Source organism: Citrobacter sp. RHBSTW-00029 (assembly GCF_014104295.1).
GTDB classification, from domain to species: Bacteria; Pseudomonadota; Gammaproteobacteria; order Enterobacterales; family Enterobacteriaceae; genus Citrobacter; species Citrobacter youngae.
Window position 1 is genome coordinate 2,990,568 of record NZ_JABXRT010000001.1, and the last position, 18,690, is coordinate 3,009,257.

Annotated in this window: 16 protein-coding genes and 1 other annotated feature; of the genes, 7 read left to right on the forward strand and 9 right to left on the reverse strand. The window is 52.1% G+C overall.

Translation table 11 applies throughout. The features are described 5' to 3' along the window. Nucleotides 1-9: 9 nt before the first annotated feature. The 7 genes from adk to HV041_RS14735 all read right to left on the reverse strand — a co-directional run bounded on the left by adk (nt 10) and on the right by HV041_RS14735 (nt 7,012). Nucleotides 10-654 carry an adenylate kinase gene (gene adk, locus HV041_RS14705; protein ID WP_003021773.1) on the reverse strand — a complete coding sequence of 215 codons (645 nt, stop codon included), beginning with the start codon at nt 652-654 and terminating at the stop codon, nt 10-12. A 231-nt stretch (nt 655-885) separates the two neighbouring features. Then, the gene (gene htpG / locus HV041_RS14710) at nt 886-2,760 is read right to left on the reverse strand and encodes a molecular chaperone HtpG (RefSeq protein WP_048212404.1); all 1,875 of its coding nucleotides are present in this window, start codon (nt 2,758-2,760) and stop codon (nt 886-888) included. Nucleotides 2,761-2,870: 110 nt separating this feature from the next. Then, on the reverse strand, nt 2,871-3,476 hold the full coding sequence (recR, locus tag HV041_RS14715; protein ID WP_003021767.1) for a recombination mediator RecR: 606 nt from the start codon (nt 3,474-3,476) through the stop codon (nt 2,871-2,873). Next, entirely contained in the window at nt 3,476-3,805 is a 330-nt protein-coding gene (locus tag HV041_RS14720) for a YbaB/EbfC family nucleoid-associated protein (protein ID WP_003021764.1), read from the reverse strand. Before HV041_RS14720 ends, recR begins: the two co-directional genes overlap by 1 nt. 57 nt (nt 3,806-3,862) lie before the next feature. Then, nucleotides 3,863-5,788, reverse strand: coding sequence for a DNA polymerase III subunit gamma/tau (gene dnaX / locus HV041_RS14725; protein WP_101741780.1), 1,926 nt, complete (start codon nt 5,786-5,788; stop codon nt 3,863-3,865). After that, nucleotides 4,466-4,530, reverse strand: a sequence feature (DnaX frameshifting element). It overlaps the preceding gene by 65 nt. Before the next feature lie 101 nt (nt 5,789-5,889). Continuing rightward, nucleotides 5,890-6,441 carry an adenine phosphoribosyltransferase gene (gene apt / locus HV041_RS14730; RefSeq protein ID WP_005125198.1) on the reverse strand — a complete coding sequence of 184 codons (552 nt, stop codon included), beginning with the start codon at nt 6,439-6,441 and terminating at the stop codon, nt 5,890-5,892. A gap of 193 nt (nt 6,442-6,634) precedes the next feature. Next, entirely contained in the window at nt 6,635-7,012 is a 378-nt protein-coding gene (locus HV041_RS14735) for a DUF454 family protein (RefSeq protein ID WP_121584307.1), read from the reverse strand. Nucleotides 7,013-7,081: 69 nt separating this feature from the next. On the opposite strand from HV041_RS14735, the gene priC reads away from it, so the two are divergent. The 3 genes from priC to HV041_RS14750 all read left to right on the forward strand — a co-directional run bounded on the left by priC (nt 7,082) and on the right by HV041_RS14750 (nt 8,784). Next, nucleotides 7,082-7,609 carry a primosomal replication protein N'' gene (gene priC, locus HV041_RS14740; RefSeq protein ID WP_165712233.1) on the forward strand — a complete coding sequence of 176 codons (528 nt, stop codon included), beginning with the start codon at nt 7,082-7,084 and terminating at the stop codon, nt 7,607-7,609. 14 nt (nt 7,610-7,623) lie between these two features. After that, nucleotides 7,624-7,791: a pleiotropic regulatory protein RsmS gene (gene rsmS, locus HV041_RS14745; protein ID WP_075551398.1), complete on the forward strand. Its 168-nt coding sequence runs from the start codon at nt 7,624-7,626 to the stop codon at nt 7,789-7,791. Between the two features lie 69 nt (nt 7,792-7,860). Then, nucleotides 7,861-8,784, forward strand: coding sequence for an Rpn family recombination-promoting nuclease/putative transposase (locus tag HV041_RS14750; RefSeq protein ID WP_048212407.1), 924 nt, complete (start codon nt 7,861-7,863; stop codon nt 8,782-8,784). A 39-nt stretch (nt 8,785-8,823) separates the two neighbouring features. On the opposite strand, the gene mscK is transcribed toward HV041_RS14750, so the two are convergent. After that, entirely contained in the window at nt 8,824-12,189 is a 3,366-nt protein-coding gene (mscK, locus tag HV041_RS14755; RefSeq protein WP_182294239.1) for a mechanosensitive channel MscK, read from the reverse strand. 127 nt (nt 12,190-12,316) lie between these two features. Continuing rightward, complete coding sequence (gene acrR / locus HV041_RS14760) at nt 12,317-12,967, reverse strand: multidrug efflux transporter transcriptional repressor AcrR (protein WP_121584304.1); 651 nt, start codon at nt 12,965-12,967, stop codon at nt 12,317-12,319. Between the two features lie 141 nt (nt 12,968-13,108). On the opposite strand from acrR, the gene acrA reads away from it, so the two are divergent. From acrA to HV041_RS14780, 4 genes are all read left to right on the forward strand, one after another. After that, nucleotides 13,109-14,302 carry a multidrug efflux RND transporter periplasmic adaptor subunit AcrA gene (acrA, locus tag HV041_RS14765; protein WP_048212410.1) on the forward strand — a complete coding sequence of 398 codons (1,194 nt, stop codon included), beginning with the start codon at nt 13,109-13,111 and terminating at the stop codon, nt 14,300-14,302. A 22-nt stretch (nt 14,303-14,324) separates the two neighbouring features. Then, nucleotides 14,325-17,474 (forward strand): efflux RND transporter permease AcrB, encoded by a 3,150-nt coding sequence (gene acrB, locus HV041_RS14770; protein ID WP_048212411.1) that lies wholly within the window; start codon nt 14,325-14,327, stop codon nt 17,472-17,474. A gap of 488 nt (nt 17,475-17,962) precedes the next feature. Continuing rightward, nucleotides 17,963-18,337: an Hha toxicity modulator TomB gene (gene tomB, locus HV041_RS14775; protein WP_003021733.1), complete on the forward strand. Its 375-nt coding sequence runs from the start codon at nt 17,963-17,965 to the stop codon at nt 18,335-18,337. A gap of 27 nt (nt 18,338-18,364) precedes the next feature. Further along, entirely contained in the window at nt 18,365-18,583 is a 219-nt protein-coding gene (locus tag HV041_RS14780) for an HHA domain-containing protein (protein WP_002892050.1), read from the forward strand. Nucleotides 18,584-18,690: the final 107 nt, after the last annotated feature.

Sequence of the window (18,690 nt, forward strand, 5' to 3'; positions counted from 1 at the left end):
GCGAAAAAATTAACCGAGGATTTTTTCCAGCGCTGCGCGAACGTCAGCCACGGCCTGAGTGCCGTCAACTTTCGCGTATTTGGTGTTACCCGCCTGCGCTTCTTTAGAGTAGTAGCCGATCAGCGGCGCGGTCATCTGATGGTATTCCACCAGGCGCTTGCGTACGGTCTCTTCCTGATCGTCTTTACGGGTGGTCAGCTCTTCGCCGGTCACGTCGTCTTTGCCTTCAACCTTAGGCGGGTTGAATTTGATGTGGTAAACGCGGCCAGAAGCAGCGTGTACGCGACGACCTACAATACGGTCAACAATCAGCTCGTCAGGTACGTCAAACTCCAGAACGTAGTCCACGTTGATGCCCGCTTCTTTCATGGCATCTGCCTGCGGAATAGTACGCGGGAAGCCATCGAGCAGGAAACCATTACGGCAGTCTTCCTGAGCAATACGCTCTTTTACCAGCGCGATCACCAGCTCATCAGTCACCAGCTTACCGGCGTCCATGATGTCTTTCGCTTGTTTGCCCAGCTCGGAGCCAGATTTCACGGCGGCACGCAGCATATCACCGGTGGAGATTTGCGGAATACCATACTTCTCCATGATGAACTGAGCCTGAGTTCCTTTACCCGCGCCCGGAGCGCCAAGCAGAATGATACGCATTACGAAAATCCCCTTAAAGGTTGTCGATATTTTTTAAAAAGCGCTAAACGATACCACCATCACGCAATTGGCTCAAGGAAGCCACCCGCGCTGAAACGGTTAATGATGGAAAATTGAGTTCAGAAGGCGAAAAAAAGCCGGATGGCGGTGTAAACACCGTATCCGGCCTACTATTACGAGATACTGTAGGCCGGATAAGCGCTAGCGCCATCCGGCATTACATTACGGGTATCAGGACACCAGCAACTGGTTCATGCGACGGATGAACTGGTTCGGATCTTCCAGCGTGCCGCGCTCAGCGAACAGCGCCTGATCCAGCAGCAGTTCAACCCACTCTTTGAACTGCGCTTCGTCCTGGGTATCCGCCGTGCGTTTTACCAGCACGTGGTCCGGGTTCAGCTCAAAGATATATTTCACTTCCGGTACGGCCTGGCCCGCAGCGGCGAACAGTTTCGCCATCTGGGTGCTCATTTCATCCGCATCCGTGGTGACGATAGCCGGTGTGTCGGTCAGACGGTGAGTCAGGCGCACTTCTTTTACGCGATCGCCCAGCAACGTTTTCACGCGCTCAACGAACGGCGTCAGCGCTTTTTCCGCTTCTTTTGCCGATTCGTCAACTTCATCTGCCAGTTTGTCGATGGACTCGTCGGCTTTGGCCACAGACTGGAACGGTTTGCCATCGAACTCGGTCAGGTAGTTCATCATCCACTCATCGATGCGGTCAGAAAGCAGCAACACTTCGATGCCTTTCTTACGCAGCAGTTCCAGGTGCGGGCTGCTCTTCGCCGCCGCATAGCTGTCTGCGGTGATGTAGTAGATTTTCTCCTGCCCTTCTTTCATCCGCGCAACGTAGTCTTCCAGAGATACGGTCTGTGCGGAAGAGTCAGTGTGCGTAGACGCGAAGCGCATCAGTTTGGCGATAGTTTCCTGGTTGGCATGATCTTCAGCCGGGCCTTCTTTCAGCACCAGACCGAACTGTTTCCAGAAGGTCTGGTATTTTTCCGCGTCGTCTTTCGCCAGTTTTTCCAGCATCTGCAGTACGCGTTTGGTCAGCGCGCTACGCAGGTTACGGGTGACGGTGCTGTCCTGCAGGATCTCACGGGAGACGTTCAGCGGCAGATCGTTGGAATCTATCAGACCGCGCACAAAGCGCAGGTAGTTCGGCATGAACTGCTCGGCATCGTCCATGATGAATACACGCTGGACGTACAGTTTCAGACCATGCTTGTGATCGCGGTTCCACATATCCCACGGCGCCTGCGACGGGATATACAGCAGGCTGGTGTACTCCTGCTTACCTTCCACACGGTTGTGGCTCCAGGTCAGAGGATCGGTGAAATCGTGGGCGATATGCTTATAGAATTCGTTGTACTCGTCGTCTTTGATTTCCGACTTGTTACGCGTCCACAGCGCCTGCGCTTTGTTGATCTTTTCCCAGGAAACCACGGTCTCGCCGTCTTTCTCTTCGGATTTTTCGATCTCGACCGGCAACGCGATATGGTCGGAATATTTGCTGATGATGGAACGTACGCGCCAGTCATCGAGGAACTCGTCTTCGCCTTCGCGCAGATGCAGAGTAATTTCGGTACCACGGTCTTCTTTGGTGATATCAGCAACGGTGTACTCACCCTCGCCCGCAGACTCCCAGAACACGCCGTTTTCCGGTTTATCACCCGCAGCACGGGTACGCACGGTGACTTTGTCCGCCACGATGAAGGCTGAGTAGAAGCCAACCCCGAACTGGCCGATCAACTGGCTGTCTTTCGCCTGATCGGAGCCCATGGATTCGAGGAAAGATTTGGTGCCGGATTTCGCAATGGTCCCCAGATGATCGATAACGTCATCACGGTTCATCCCCACGCCGTTATCGGCAATAGTCAACGTACGCTTATCTTTATCGAAGGAAACACGCACACGCAGCTCACCGTCACCTTCATACAGGTCCGGGTTAGACAGTGCGCGGAAACGCAGCTTGTCTGCCGCATCCGAGGCGTTAGAGATAAGCTCACGCAGGAAGATTTCTTTATTGGAATACAGAGAATGGATCATCAGGTGCAGAAGCTGTTTTACTTCTGACTGAAAACCACGAGTTTCTTGTCCTTTCATGTAGATCTACCTCAACAATGCCATTTTCAATGGTAAAAACACGTTGAGGGTGAAATGGGGACAAGCGGGAAGGATTTCAAGCGGAAGCCGCCGTCGCGGCCTCCGTTTGTTCAGAATTTAATCTTGTGTCGTCCTGCCAGAGAGTGCGACAGCGTGGTGCCATCGACCATTTCCAGCTCGCCGCCTACCGGAACGCCATGGGCGATACGGCTGGCTTCAACGCCATATTGCATGCAAAGCTCAGCAATATAGTTGGCGGTCGCCTCTCCTTCGACCGTGGGATTGGTCGCGAGGATCAGTTCGTTGATTTGCTCAGACGCCAGCCGCTGTTCGAGACGATCCAGCCCGATATCATCAGGCCCGATACCGTCCAGCGGCGACAGGTGTCCCATCAGCACGAAGTAACGTCCGGAAAATTGCCCGGTTTGCTCAATGGCGTAGATGTCCGCCGGACTCTCCACCACGCAAATCTGACCGTTTTCCTGGCGACGCGGGTTCGAGCAGATGTTGCAGACGTCCTGCTCTGTGAAGGTGCGGCAATCGGCACAGTGGCCGATTTCCGACATCGCCTTCGTTAACGCCTGTGCCAGACGCATCCCGCCGCTGCGATCGCGCTGAAGTAGCGTGAACGCCATGCGCTGCGCCGACTTCGGGCCAACGCCCGGCAGACAGCGCAGTGCTTCCATAAGCTGAGTTAACAGCGGGCTGGTTTGCATCAGAACGGCATCTTAAAGCCAGGCGGCAGCTGCATTCCGGAGGAAACAGAAGCCATCTTCTCTTTCTGCGTCTCTTCAATACGACGCGCCGCGTCGTTGAATGCCGCAGCAACCAGGTCTTCCAGCATCTCTTTGTCATCTTCCAACAGGCTTGGATCGATCTCCACGCGACGGCAGTTATGCGCGCCGTTGATGGTCACTTTTACCAGACCCGCGCCAGATTCGCCGGTCACTTCCAGCTTGGCGACTTCTTCCTGCATCTGCTGCATTTTTTCTTGCATCTGCTGGGCCTGTTTCATCAGGTTACCCAGACCGCCTTTACCAAACATAGGCTTCTCTCTCAATCACGTTAAGGGATGACGACCGTCAAACCATTAGGCTGACGATCAAATGGGGCGAATACTTTCTTCGTCCAGCTCCGCATCGAAAAAACGACGCAGCGTCTGGATGTTATTATCCGCAATAATCGACTCACGCGCCTGCGCGAGCTTCTCTTCATAAATAGCCTGACGCCACTCCAGCGGCGTGCGCACCGCGGGATTATCATCTTCAACGATGGTCAATTCAACCGTTGACCCTGTTAAGGTACTCAATGCTTCGGCCAGTTTTTGCTGCGCGCCGCTGGAATTAAGGTGTCGCTGCGTGGAACGCAGGTGCAGGCAAACCACGTTGCCATTCTCTTCTTTCCAGGCATTAAGCGCCACCTGCTCCACCAGTTTAGGCAGCGAGAGCTGGCTCACCTGGGCGGCCCACGGGTCGCGTTCAATGGCTTCAGCCGCAAGCTTTGCCGCCAGTTCCGGCGTTTTTTCATGCTCAAGCGCTTTTTTCAGCGCTTTCGGCGTGGCGATGACTTCTTTGACTTCTGCAACAGGATTGGTCGCTTTCCAGCGATACGCTTCTTTCTTCGCCGGTGCTTTTTCCAGCGCAGAGACTGCCGGACGCGCCTGAACACGTTCCGACACCGAAGCCAGTCTTTCCAGCGCAGCATTATTCACCGGCCGCGCGCGGGAAGCGGCTGCCGGTTCACTCTTTTTTGCTTTGGTTGCTCCCTGAGCGCGTTGCAACTGGCTGCGTGCCGCCAGCACCTGGCTGGTGGCGTCGGAGAGCGGCACATTTTGTTGCGCTGGCGCAGGCTGCTGCTGTGGCACCTGCGTCGGGGTCATCACCGCTGTGGGTGCGACCGGGGCAAACGACTGGCGCGGGACTTCAGGTTCCGGAAGCGGCATGCGCGGATGAAAAGCCAGCGCACGCAGCAGTGTCATTTCGACGCCCATTCGCCTGTCCGGCGCATACGGCAGTTCTTTGCGCCCGATTAACAGGGTCTGGTAGTAAAGCTGCACATCGGTTGGCGGGACGATTCGCGCCAGTTCACGCATACGCTGTTCAATGGCGGCCATATCGCTGCCGAGCGCGGCAGGTGAAAGCTGAACCATGGCTATACGATGCAGCAAAGCCGACATCTCAACCAGCAGCGCTTCCCACTCAATACCGCGCGCGGCGGCGTCGTTCACCAATGTCATCACGCGTTCGCCGTCGGCGGCCACAACTGCTTCAACAAGCGAGAGCGCCTGGTCGTCGTCCAGCGTGCCGAGCATGGTGCTGACCGCGCCGGTCGAGACCTGACCATCGCCGCTGGCGATCGCCTGATCGGTCAAACTCAGCGCATCGCGCAGGCTGCCGTCCGCGGCGCGGGCCAGCAGTTGCAGCGCGCGTGGTTCATGAGCGATATGCTCTTCTTTGAGAATATGCTCAAGCTGATGGCGAATCTGTTCGACATCCAGCGCTTTAAGGTGGAATTGCAGACAGCGCGACAGAATGGTCACCGGCAGCTTCTGCGGATCGGTGGTCGCCAGCAGGAACTTGACGTGCGCGGGCGGCTCTTCGAGCGTTTTCAGCAGGGCGTTAAAACTGTGCCGCGACAGCATGTGCACTTCGTCGATCAAATAGACCTTAAAACGGCCGCGCGCAGGCGCGTACTGGACGTTATCCAGCAGATCGCGTGTGTCTTCGACTTTGGTGCGTGAGGCGGCATCGATTTCAATCAAATCGACAAAACGCCCCTGCTCAATTTCCCGACAGTTATCGCACACGCCGCACGGCGTAGCGGTGATGCCGGTTTCACAGTTTAATCCCTTCGCCAGCAAACGGGCGATAGAGGTTTTTCCGACGCCACGGGTGCCGGAAAACAAATAAGCATGATGAATACGCCCTAACGACAAGCCGTTCGCCAGTGCCGTCAGCACATGTTCCTGGCCGACGACGTCAGCAAAGGTTTGTGGGCGCCATTTTCGGGCTAAGACCTGATAACTCATTGGCAGGCTCTGAAAGGCTGGAGGGTGGATTCACAGGAGGGTAATGCTAACACAACCTCGCAGCAACGGCGAGGTTGTGTCGTCAGGTACTGCTTAACTGATTAGTGCCCTGGAAAAGGCACCAGGCTATAACAGGTCAGCCCCTGTTTTTCCAGGCGCTGTTCGCCGCCCAGATCAAACAGGTTAATGATAAAGGCAGCATCGGTTACTTCGCCACCCAGACGGCGGATCAACTTCACGGTCGCTTCAATCGTGCCGCCGGTTGCCAGCAGGTCGTCCACAACCAGGACTTTATCGCCCGGTTTGATGGCATCAACGTGAATTTCCAGCTGATCGGTGCCGTATTCCAGCTCATAGCTCTCAGCAATCACTTCACGCGGAAGCTTACGCGGTTTACGTACCGGAACAAAGCCGACGCCCAGACCCAACGCTACCGGCGCGCCAAACAGGAAGCCACGCGCTTCGGTGCCAACCACTTTAGTGATACCCGCATCTTTATAGCGTTCAACCAGCAATTCAATGCTAAGGGCGTAGGCTTTCGGATCTTCCAGTAAACTGGTGACATCACGGAAAAGAATGCCCGGTTTTGGGTAATCGTGGATGCTTTTGATGCTATTTTTGAGAAACTCAAGCTGCTGTGCAGTCGCGGTCATAAGTTTGTGCCTGATTGATACAGTATTACTTCACGGCGCACTATACACTTCATCCTCGACGTATCTTGAATGATTTTGTGTCTATATTAGGGCCAGGGTTACACTTGCTTAACCTTTGACCATCTGCGCCTGTGCTCGAAAACGGTCGAATTTACTGACTGTGAGAGACAATTGCAACAGCGATTATTGTGCTTCAGTGCTTTTGTTGCTTTTCATCAACCACCGGGATTCGCCACATAAAAATCAGCAAACAGGCGAGCATCACCAGCAGCAGTACGCGAACCCACAACATAGTCACGAACCACAATGAAACGCTAAATGTCAGCACGATCAATAAAATAGCGCGAGGCTTGGCTCCCGGCGGCATCGCGCGGTGTTTTTGCCAGTGACGCAAATAACCGCCGAACCACGAACGATAAAGCAGCCAGGCGTGAAAGCGAGGCGATGAACGAGCAAAACACCAGGCGGCCAGCAGGATAAATGGCGTGGTCGGCAACAGTGGCAATACAACGCCCAGCGTGCCTAACACTACCGCTATCCAGCCAATGATGATTAGAATAATGCGTTGCATAGTATGAGTACTTAACACAGAGAATCGCTATTTTAGCATAACAGTTCTCATTTTCATCGGAGTGTTGTCGTGAAAACCGTCATGCTACTACAGAAGCTCGAAAGTCAACTCAACACCCTGCGCCAGCAATGTGCGCCTTTTGCTCATCACGCAACGCTCAGCGCCCGCTTTGACAGGCATCTTTTTCGTACTCGCAGCACGCTGCTGCAGGCTTACCTGGATGAAGCTGACGATAATCTTGCCGCCCTGCGTCGTGCCGTTGAGCAGCAACAATTGCCGCAAATTGCCTGGCTTGCAGAGCATCTCGCCTCACAGTTAGAGGCGATTTCACGCGAATCCGCCACCTGGTCGCTCCGCGAGTGGGACAGCGCCTCGCCGGGTCTTGCCCGCTGGCAGCGTAAACGCGTTCAGCATCAGGAATTTGAACGGCGTCTGGTTGAGATGACACGTAAACGTAAAGAGCGATTAGCTCAGGCCTCGGGGTTTGAGGAGCAGCAAAAGCTGCACCGAGAAGTCGAGGCGTTCGAAGCACGACTGGCGCGCTGCCGTCATGCGCTGGCAAGAATAGAAAACGTGCTGGCGCGTTTAACCCGTTAATCCCCGGAGAATTTATGTCATTAGAGAACGCCCCGGACGAGGTCAAACTGGCCGTCGATTTGATTGTTTTACTTGAAGAGAATCAACTACCAGCGCGCACAGTGCTACGCGCGCTGGAGATCGTTATGCATGATTATGAAAACAAACTTAAAACGGCGGAAGACTCCTCGCAAACTGATTAATTGCCCTCTGGTCTGCCATTGGCTTCGGTGTCAGAGTCGTCGCAACATAACGACGATAACGGACCGATCATGGAACGACTCCCCACCACACCGCACGATGCGGTCTTTCGGCAAATGCTGACGCAAAAAGAGGTCGCCCGAGATTTTTTGCAAATCCATTTGCCTGAAGCATTTCTCAATATATGCGATATGGCGACATTAACGCTGGAATCAGGCAGCTTTATTGAGGACGATTTACGCACCTGCTATTCAGATATCCTCTATTCCCTACAAACAAAACATGGACCCGGCTACGTTTACGCGCTGATTGAACATCAGAGCAAACCCGATAAATTCATGGCCTTTCGCCTGATGCGCTACGCTATTGCCGCCATGCAGAATCACCTTAACGCCGGGCATAAAACGCTACCTCTGGTTGTCCCTGTCCTGTTTTACCATGGCACGGAAAGTCCGTGGCCCTATACCCTTAACTGGCATCACCTGTTTAGCGAGCCAAAGCTTGCGAAAGCGCTTTATGGCAATGAATTTGCACTGGTAGACCTGACCGTAATGCCAGATAATCAGATCCTGCAGCATCAACGGGTAGCGATGCTGGAACTCCTGCAAAAACATATTCGTCGACGGGATCTGAGCGAATTATTGGATCAACTCATTACGCTCTTAACGCAAGAGCATCTGACAGAATATCAAATCGACGTTTTGATTAATTACATGCTTAAAGCAGGAAATACCACGGAACCCGGCGTACTTGTCCGCCAACTGGCGCGGAGTGCGCCACAGTACAAGGAACAGCTGATGACAATTGCCGAATGGTTGGAAGAAAAAGGTAGAGCAGAAGGCATGCAGCAAGGTCTGGAAAAAGGGTTAGAAGAAGGTCGGCAGGTTGAAGCGCGTAATATCGCACAAAAAATGCTCGCCCGCGGCCTGGAACCGGATCTGATTACGCACCTTACGGGCCTGACGCAGGAAGAACTGGTCGCGCTGACGCACTAAATGCAATCAGGGCGGCATATTTGCCACCCTGATTGCAACTTAACCTACAGAAGGCGTCGGATCGTCGCCTTTGATGATGTCACGCTTAACCTCGGTCACGGTGTCACCTTTCGCATTATGCAGGTGCACTTCGAGTTGGTTAAAGGCAATATCAATGTCGTTTTCACGGCACAAACGATCGACCGCACGGTTAAGTTCATCAACCGTATGGCTACGATCGCGCAGTTCGCGCACGTATAAACGCAGCTCATGATCCAGCGTGCTGGCGCCGAAGGCGGTAAAGAACACCGCAGGCTCCGGATCGTGCATTACTTTCGGGTGCTCCATCGCCGCCTGCAGCAGCACTTTCTTCACTTTGTCCAGATCCGAACCATAGGCCACGCCAATGCGGATCACCAGACGCGTGGTCGTATCGGAGAGCGACCAGTTGATCAAACGCTCCGTCACGAATGCTTTGTTCGGGATGATCACCTCTTTGCGATCGAAGTCGGTAATGGTGGTAGCACGAATTCGGATCTTGCTGACCGTACCGGAGAACGTACCAATGGTAACCGTATCGCCAATACGCACCGGGCGTTCAAACAGAATAATCAGACCCGAAACAAAGTTACCGAAGATTTCCTGCAAGCCAAAACCCAAACCAACCGACAGAGCGGCGGCCAGCCATTGCAGTTTATCCCACGAGACACCGCGCGATCCGAAGACCGTCATTGCGCCGATGGCGATGATCGCGTAGTTGAGGATCGTGGTGATCGCGTACGATGCCCCCTGGCGCATTTTGAGTCGCGACAGTACCAGCACTTCCAGCAGTCCGGGTAAGTTGCGGATCAACGCCCACGCCACCATCGAGGCAATAATGGCAAACAACAGGCTACCCATGGTGACATCTTTCACCACTGCAGCTCCCGCTTCAGTACCGTTGTAATGCCAAAGCGTAATGCTGTCGAGGTAACTAAACACGGTGATCAGATCGGACCAAATTGCCCAGAACAGAACACCAAACAGTGCCACCATCAACAGCATCGTAATACGCAGCGTTTGCTGGTTTACCTGTTCCAGCGCGATGGTCGGTTCTTCCTGCGGTTCTGCGCCTTCGGCCCCTTCTTTTACCAGATTCTGACGACGCGCTAACGCACGCCGCCAGGCAATGCGGCGTGCCGCCACGCTCAACCCACGCAGCACCGTCTGGTATAGCAGGTTCCAGACAATAACCAGATAAACCGTTTCAATCCAACGACCGGCCAGGCGCAGCGTGGTGTAGAAATAACCGGTCGCCGTCAGCACCATTAATGCAATCGGGATAATAGACAGTACGGTGATAGTGACCAGACGCAGACCGTGCGACTCTTTGTCACGCCAGCTTTCACGGCACATTGGCCACACCAGGAAGGCGATCAGCAGCAGGTTAAAGAAAATAACGACTTGCCCTAATACATCGTCCATCAGATTAAGCGGCGACAGTTCAGCAATAACCGACCAGAAGTTAAGCGGCAACAGCGCAAGGCTAATACGCACAATCTGGCGACGCCAGTGGCTGGTCTGTTTCGCTGGCATGCCAAAATGACGTATCGCCACGCCATCTTTTTCCAGTACCTTCCAGCACAGACCAAACACCAGCCAGAAAACGGTCATCTTCTTACTGAATGCCCACAGCAGATCGCTGACGTTTAATTGCATCGTCAGCAGAATCAAGCCTACGGCGAGAATAATCAGACACGCAGGCAAGGCTCTGATCAAATCAATCAGTATCGCTTTTGGCGTGTTAAGCTGGCTGTCATTACGCAGGTTACCCACCGCGGCGGCGAGTTTTGCCTGATACTCTTTCAGCCATTTCAGACGCCAGCGGATGAGCCCGGCAATAAGCAGCAACGGCAGACCGGCCAGGAATGCAATGAATACCGCCGGCCAGGCTTTCTCCCAGTTCACGGTAATTTTCATCGACTTAAACTGGTCTTTTAGCGTTTGCGGGAACGCCTTGATCCAGTCCCAGTCCATCGGGCGGTTACTGTTTACCCAGAAGATTTGCTGCGTGAGGATCCCTTTCAGGTTTTTCGATACGCTCATTAACTGCTGCTGATTAATTTGCAGGTTAATGGCCATCATCAATTGGTTACCCAACTGCTTATTGAGCTGATCCAACAGTTCACGACGCATATCCACAACCTGCAGCAGGGCATCATGGACTTCGCCATTCACTTCATTGCTGTGCCCTTCTTCTAGTTTGGCGACAAACGCATCATTCTGGAATAGCGCATCACGCTGCTGGTTGACCTCGAATTGTTCCAGACGTAAGTCGGCAATACGGTTGGTCATGTCGGCAAGTTCATCTGCCGACGGCAGCGTTTGCTGTTGCTGGTACAGAATGCGTGACAACAGCAGGCTGCCTTTCAGCACGGCGATTTGTTCTTTAATATTGCGTTCGGATTGCAGCGCACGATCAAGCCAGTTTTTGACTTTAATGTTTTGCTGCATTAGCGCGTTGCCGTTTTCGGTGGCAGATATCAGACGCTGACTGAGCTGATGGTTAATATCAAGTTCTTGTTTAACTAGCGGGTTGGTCTGGATACGCGCCGCTTCGTCTGGTGTTACCGCTTCCTGCGCCGTCTTTTCGGTTAGCGTCAGACGTTTGCTGTTCACCGCTTCCTGCAGCAACTGAAGCTGATGTTCAAGACGATTCGTATTCGCCGTTACATAATCACGCTGTTTCTGCAAGGTATCCTGCAAAACAGTGTTGCCTTCCAGACTCTTACGCTGTTGATCGATCTGCGCGCTCAGCAACGCTTGCTGCGCCTGCAGCAACACCTGTTGGCTGGGGCGTAATGCCGCCTCACCCACATTAGTCCCATCCAGGCGATTACGGATTTGCTGCATTTGCTGTGATGCGGTGTACATCGCATTTTGCACGCGCTCTGGCTGCGTTTGCAGCGAAACCAACTGACTGTTGTAGGCGGCAAGGTCGTTTTGCGCGCTTTGCAGATCGTCCAGCACCTGGGCGACACGAGATTCAAGCTGACGCAGAGAGAGCGTACTCAGCGTTTTTCGCGTTTCATCGTCATTATCGACATCGCTGAGCGAATTCAATGCATCCGTTGCCTGGCGCATTTTCTCCGGCGCCTGAGCCACTTTCTGACGAAGCTGTACGGTCTCATCTTTTACGCGATCTATTTTATCCAGCGTGGCGATAGTATCGATGAGATCCTGCTGAACCAGTTTGTCCTGCGCGGAAAGATCTTTTTGTTTATTCAGCGTATCCAACTGGCTCTGAATATCCGCTTTTGTCGGCAGTTCACCATTCTGTTGCGCCCGCGCAAATGCTGATGACTGGCTGGACAGCAGTAGAATGAAGAAAAGAATGCTTATAGCAATAAGATGCTGTGAACGTTTATAGAGCTGCAACATAGTCATGAGAATGAACGTTTCTGAACCGGGAAAGTGACCGAAAATAGTCAAGCGGCAAGAATATCACGGCTGTGACGGACAGAATAGCAGGAGGGAAACCCTCCAGGAGAATTCCTGGTATTGGGTCCGAAAGTTAGCCCGCCTCTGCGACCTTCACACGCAGTGTCGGACAAAGCAGACACATCTCCAGTAGCACTGCAACGTAGTCGCGCGCCTCTTTTCGCAAATCAAACGATTCGGGCGCGAATAACCAGTTCTCAATGATCCCGGAGATATAACTACGCAGTAGCACTGCCACACGGCGCGTATTCAGATTCTCCGGCAACATGTTTGCAGCCATACAGTGTCGCAGCGTTTGTTCGATCCGGTCATAGTTTTCGAGACACAGGCTGCGTTGAACCAGTTGAACTGTTGCTATTTCCCCGACAAATTCGCATTTGTGGAATATAATCTCCATCAATAAACGTCGGCGTTCTTCAGTCACGGTCGCTTCAAGAACGTAAACTAATATTTCTCTTAATACTGATAGTGGATCGTCGGGGAATTTTGCCTGATACTCAGTTTCTAACGCATCAATGTTAGGTTTTGCTAGCTCCCAGATTTCACTGAATAAATCCGACTTATTTTTGAAATGCCAATAGATAGCACCGCGAGTTACACCAGCGGCTTTTGCGATCTCCGCAAGCGAGGTGGATGATACCCCTTGCTGCGAAAACAAACGCAGGGCAACATCCAGAATGTGCTGCCGTGTTTCCTGTGCTTGTTGTTTGGTTTTTCGTGCCATAGGTCAGTGAATTTACAGGCGTTAGATTTACATACATTTGTGAATGTATGTACCATAGCACGACGATAATATAAACGCAGCAATGGGTTTATGGGCTTTAAGCCATTGATCAATTTGAAATCGGACACTCGAGGTTTACATATGAACAAAAACAGAGGGTTAACGCCTCTGGCAGTCGTTCTGATGCTCTCAGGCAGCTTAGCGCTAACAGGATGTGACGACAAACAGGCCCAACAAGGGGGCCAGCAGATGCCAGAAGTTGGAGTTGTGACGCTCAAAACTGAACCTCTACAGATCACAACTGAACTCCCTGGTCGCACCAGTGCTTTTCGCATTGCGGAAGTTCGCCCTCAGGTCAGCGGTATTATCCTGAAGCGTAACTTTACCGAAGGCGGCGACATTGAAGCAGGTGTGTCTCTCTATCAGATTGATCCTGCTACTTACCAGGCCGCGTACGAAAGTGCGAAAGGCGATCTGGCCAAAGCACAAGCAGCGGCAAATATCGCTCAGCTGACGGTTAAACGTTATCAGAAACTGTTAGGTACGAAGTACATCAGTCAACAGGACTACGATAGCGCGCAGGCAGATGCACAACAGGCGAACGCTGCTGTTGTCGCTGCGAAAGCCGCAGTAGAAACCGCACGTATCAACCTGGCCTATACCAAAGTCACGTCGCCAATCAGCGGCCGCATTGGTAAGTCATCTGTTACTGAAGGCGCACTGGTGCAAAACGGTCAGGCGACCGCACTGGCGACCGTTCAGCAGTTGGATCCCATCTATGTCGATGTGACGCAGTCAAGTAACGATTTCCTGCGCCTGAAACAAGAGTTGGCCAATGGCACGCTGAAGCAAGAGAACGGTAAAGCAAAAGTCGAACTGGTTACCAGCGACGGTATTAAATTCCCGCAGTCCGGTACGCTGGAGTTTTCGGATGTGACGGTTGATCAAACCACTGGGTCAATTACGTTACGCGCAATCTTCCCGAACCCGGATCACACCCTACTGCCGGGCATGTTCGTCCGTGCGCGTCTGGAAGAAGGGACAAACCCAACGGCGTTACTGGTTCCACAGCAAGGCGTTACCCGCACACCGCGTGGCGATGCCAGTGCATTAGTTATCGGTGCTGATGACAAAGTTGAAACGCGTCAAATTGTGGCAGCACAAGCAATTGGCGACAAATGGTTAGTCACTGAAGGACTTAAGCCAGGCGACCGTGTGATTGTAAGTGGGCTGCAGAAAGTTCGTCCTGGCGCTCAGGTTAAAGCGCAGGAAGTCACCGCGGATAATAACCAGCCAGCCGCAAGCGGTAGCCAGCCTGAACAGTCCAAGTCTTAACTTAAACAGGAGCCGTTAAGACATGCCTAATTTCTTTATCGATCGCCCCATATTTGCGTGGGTGATCGCCATTATCATCATGTTGGCAGGGGGGCTCGCGATCCTCAAATTGCCGGTAGCGCAATATCCGACTATTGCACCGCCGGCAGTGACGATCTCCGCGACCTACCCTGGCGCTGATGCCAAAACAGTACAGGATACTGTTACGCAGGTTATCGAACAGAACATGAACGGTATCGATAACCTGATGTACATGTCCTCAAACAGTGACTCCACGGGTACCGTGCAGATCACCCTGACCTTCCAGTCTGGTACTGATGCTGACATTGCGCAGGTTCAGGTGCAGAACAAACTGCAGCTGGCAATGCCGCTGCTGCCGCAGGAAGTACAACAACAGGGCGTGAGCGTCGAGAAATCGTCCAGTAGCTTCCTGATGGTTGTCGGCGTCATCAACACCAACGGCACCATGACGCAGGAGGATATTTCCGACTACGTGGGCGCCAACATGAAGGATGCGATCAGCCGTACTTCAGGTGTGGGCGACGTGCAGCTGTTCGGTTCCCAGTACGCGATGCGTATCTGGATGGATCCGAATAAACTGAACAACTTCCAACTGACGCCGGTTGATGTGATCAGCGCCATTAAAGCGCAGAACGCCCAGGTTGCGGCCGGTCAGTTAGGCGGTACGCCGCCAGTGAAAGGCCAGCAGCTTAACGCGTCGATCATCGCGCAAACCCGTCTGACCTCCGCAGATGAGTTCGGCAAAATTCTGCTGAAAGTGAACCAGGATGGCTCTCAGGTACGTCTGCGTGACGTCGCGAAAGTCGAACTGGGTGGCGAGAACTACGACATCATTGCGAAGTTCAACGGCAAACCTGCGTCTGGCCTGGGTATCAAGCTGGCGACAGGCGCTAACGCCCTCGACACCGCGAACGCTATCCGCGAAGAGCTGAAGAAGATGGAACCCTTCTTCCCGTCAGGCCTGAAGATCGTTTACCCGTATGACACTACGCCGTTCGTGAAAATATCTATTCACGAAGTAGTGAAAACGCTGGCAGAAGCAATCATCCTCGTGTTCCTGGTAATGTATCTGTTCCTGCAGAACTTCCGCGCGACGTTGATTCCGACTATCGCCGTGCCGGTGGTGCTATTGGGTACGTTTGCCGTCCTTGCGATTTTCGGCTTCTCGATAAACACGTTGACGATGTTCGGAATGGTGCTCGCCATCGGCCTGTTGGTGGATGACGCCATCGTGGTGGTCGAGAACGTTGAACGTGTCATGGCCGAAGAAGGGCTACCACCGAAAGAAGCAACGCGTAAATCAATGGGCCAGATTCAGGGCGCATTGGTGGGTATCGCGATGGTACTGTCAGCGGTATTTATCCCAATGGCCTTCTTCGGGGGTTCTACCGGTGCGATTTACCGTCAGTTCTCCATCACCATTGTTTCCGCAATGGCGTTGTCTGTACTGGTGGCGTTGATTCTGACCCCTGCCCTGTGTGCAACAATGCTTAAACCGATTGCTAAAGGCGATCACGGTGAAGGCAAAACGGGCTTCTTCGGTTGGTTCAACCGCATGTTCGATAAGAGCACGCACCACTATACCGACAGCGTAGGCGGTATTCTGCGCAGCACCGGTCGTTATCTGGCGCTGTATCTGATCATCGTCGTGGGCATGGCCTATCTGTTCGTTCGTCTGCCAAGTTCGTTCTTGCCGGATGAAGACCAGGGGGTATTCCTGTCAATGGCTCAGCTGCCAGCGGGTGCAACGCAAGAGCGTACCCAGAAGGTGCTGGACGAAATGACGGATTACTATCTGACTAAAGAAAAAGCGAACGTTGAATCGGTGTTTGCCGTTAACGGCTTCGGCTTTGCGGGTCGTGGTCAGAACACCGGTATCGCGTTCGTCTCGTTGAAAGACTGGAGTGAACGTCCGGGCGAAGAGAACAAAGTTGAGGCCATTACTCAACGTGCGATGGGTGCATTCTCGCAGATTAAAGACGCCATGGTATTCGCCTTTAACCTGCCAGCAATCGTAGAACTTGGCACCGCGACGGGTTTCGACTTCCAGTTGATTGACCAGGCTGGTCTGGGCCATGAAAAATTGACTCAGGCGCGTAACCAACTGTTTGGTGAAGTCGCGAAACATCCAGATCTGTTGGTAGGCGTACGTCCTAACGGTCTGGAAGATACTCCGCAATTCAAGATCGATATCGATCAGGAAAAAGCGCAGGCTCTGGGTGTTTCCATTAGTGACATTAATACAACGCTGGGCGCTGCATGGGGCGGAAGCTACGTTAACGACTTCATCGACCGTGGTCGTGTGAAGAAAGTTTACGTCATGTCTGAAGCCAAATACCGTATGTTGCCGGAAGATATTGGAAACTGGTATGTCCGCGGTAGCGATGGACAAATGGTGCCGTTCTCTGCGTTCTCTTCCTCACGTTGGGAATATGGTTCTCCGCGTCTGGAACGCTATAACGGTCTGCCTTCCATGGAAATCCTGGGCCAGGCCGCACCGGGTAAAAGTACCGGTGAAGCGATGGCAATGATGGAGCAACTGGCCAGCAAACTGCCATCCGGTATCGGCTATGACTGGACGGGCATGTCCTACCAGGAACGGCTGTCCGGTAACCAGGCACCTGCCCTGTATGCGATTTCACTGATCGTCGTCTTCCTGTGTCTGGCGGCATTGTACGAGAGCTGGTCAATTCCGTTCTCCGTTATGCTGGTCGTTCCACTGGGGGTTATCGGTGCGCTGCTGGCGGCAACATTCCGTGGTTTGACCAACGACGTTTACTTCCAGGTGGGCCTGCTCACAACCATTGGGTTGTCGGCGAAGAACGCGATATTGATCGTCGAATTCGCCAAAGACTTGATGGATAAAGAAGGTAAAGGCCTGGTAGAAGCGACGCTGGACGCAGTTCGTATGCGTTTACGTCCGATTCTGATGACATCGTTAGCCTTTATCCTCGGCGTAATGCCACTGGTTATCAGCTCCGGTGCAGGGAGTGGCGCGCAGAACGCCGTCGGTACTGGCGTAATGGGCGGGATGGTCACAGCAACCGTATTGGCTATCTTCTTTGTTCCGGTGTTCTTTGTGGTGGTCCGCCGCCGCTTTAGCCGCAAGAACGAAGATGTTGAACATAGCCACTCAGTTGAGCATCATTGATACATTCCTAAAGATAAGGCCGCGCAAGCGGCCTTTTTTCTGGAAAAAAATCATAAAAAGCGCTTATTGCGATTTCGTTTATTTTCTCTTGTTTAAATAAGCGATATAATCCTTGTGAGTCTAAAGGCTATTCTTAAAAAACGTCATGAACCCTTATTTACTTAAATAAATATTAAGACTATTCCTAGTTTTCGTTCACAGAGTCGGTTGTCGCCTTTCGTTGCTAAACCTAAACAAGATAACGTGATGATTGGCCGAGAATAAAGAAGTTGTTCCATTTCGAATACCGGCATTTATCTGTTAAAATGTAAAAATGGGACTGCGTCATAATTTTGCATAATTGTAATTTTTCGTGATATGACGATGAAATCTTTTTTAGAGTAGATTATAGTTAAATCATCAGGAGTCGCGGGCAAGTTCCAGGTCGTTTGTTGTATCCATCCCGAAAGGTGTTCGGTTAGTCTAAACCACTAAGAAGGGGATGCGTTATGGATGAATACTCACCGAAAAGACATGATATCGCGCAGCTTAAATTTCTCTGCGAAACCCTGTATCATGACTGTCTTGCAAACCTTGAACAAAGCAATCATGGTTGGGTAAATGACCCTACCTCTGCAACCAGCTTGCAGCTCAATGAACTGATAGAGCATATTGCAACCTTCGCACTTAATTATAAAATTAAGTACAATGAGGACAATAAGCTGATCGCGCAGATTGATGAATACCTGGATGACACTTTTATGTTGTTCAGTAGTTATGGTATTAATACGCAGGATCTACAGAAATGGCGGAAGTCAGGTAATCGACTGTTTCGCTGTTTTGTCAATGCCACCAGGGCTAATCCTGTCAGTTTGTCTTGTTAAAAATTATTACAATCATAGGTAAGAGTTATGTCCGATAAACCATTAACTAAAACAGATTATTTGATGCGCCTGCGACGCTGTCAAACAATTGACACGCTTGAACGTGTTATTGAGAAAAATAAATATGAATTGTCTGACAATGAACTGGCTGTATTTTACTCAGCCGCCGATCATCGTCTTGCTGAATTGACAATGAATAAGCTCTACGACAAGATCCCAACATCTGTTTGGAAATTTATTCGTTAATTGCTCATGAGGTTAAGTCAGGTATCGCGAAACATTTGTTTGTCTGGCTGACCATTTCCCGCACCAACTATCATTATTTAATTCAAATCACGTGATTGCGATCACAG

Bases quoted from the DNA above. Each gene is read 5' to 3' on its own strand.
- adk (WP_003021773.1), bottom strand. From the start codon at position 654: ATGCGTATCATTCTGCTTGGCGCTCCGGGCGCGGGTAAAGGAACTCAG.
- htpG (WP_048212404.1), bottom strand. From the start codon at position 2,760: ATGAAAGGACAAGAAACTCGTGGTTTTCAGTCAGAAGTAAAACAGCTT.
- recR (WP_003021767.1), bottom strand. From the start codon at position 3,476: ATGCAAACCAGCCCGCTGTTAACTCAGCTTATGGAAGCACTGCGCTGT.
- HV041_RS14720 (WP_003021764.1), bottom strand. From the start codon at position 3,805: ATGTTTGGTAAAGGCGGTCTGGGTAACCTGATGAAACAGGCCCAGCAG.
- dnaX (WP_101741780.1), bottom strand. From the start codon at position 5,788: ATGAGTTATCAGGTCTTAGCCCGAAAATGGCGCCCACAAACCTTTGCT.
- apt (WP_005125198.1), bottom strand. From the start codon at position 6,441: ATGACCGCGACTGCACAGCAGCTTGAGTTTCTCAAAAATAGCATCAAA.
- HV041_RS14735 (WP_121584307.1), bottom strand. From the start codon at position 7,012: ATGCAACGCATTATTCTAATCATCATTGGCTGGATAGCGGTAGTGTTA.
- rsmS (WP_075551398.1), top strand. From the start codon at position 7,624: ATGTCATTAGAGAACGCCCCGGACGAGGTCAAACTGGCCGTCGATTTG.
- HV041_RS14750 (WP_048212407.1), top strand. From the start codon at position 7,861: ATGGAACGACTCCCCACCACACCGCACGATGCGGTCTTTCGGCAAATG.
- mscK (WP_182294239.1), bottom strand. From the start codon at position 12,189: ATGACTATGTTGCAGCTCTATAAACGTTCACAGCATCTTATTGCTATA.
- acrR (WP_121584304.1), bottom strand. From the start codon at position 12,967: ATGGCACGAAAAACCAAACAACAAGCACAGGAAACACGGCAGCACATT.
- acrA (WP_048212410.1), top strand. From the start codon at position 13,109: ATGAACAAAAACAGAGGGTTAACGCCTCTGGCAGTCGTTCTGATGCTC.
- acrB (WP_048212411.1), top strand. From the start codon at position 14,325: ATGCCTAATTTCTTTATCGATCGCCCCATATTTGCGTGGGTGATCGCC.
- tomB (WP_003021733.1), top strand. From the start codon at position 17,963: ATGGATGAATACTCACCGAAAAGACATGATATCGCGCAGCTTAAATTT.
- HV041_RS14780 (WP_002892050.1), top strand. From the start codon at position 18,365: ATGTCCGATAAACCATTAACTAAAACAGATTATTTGATGCGCCTGCGA.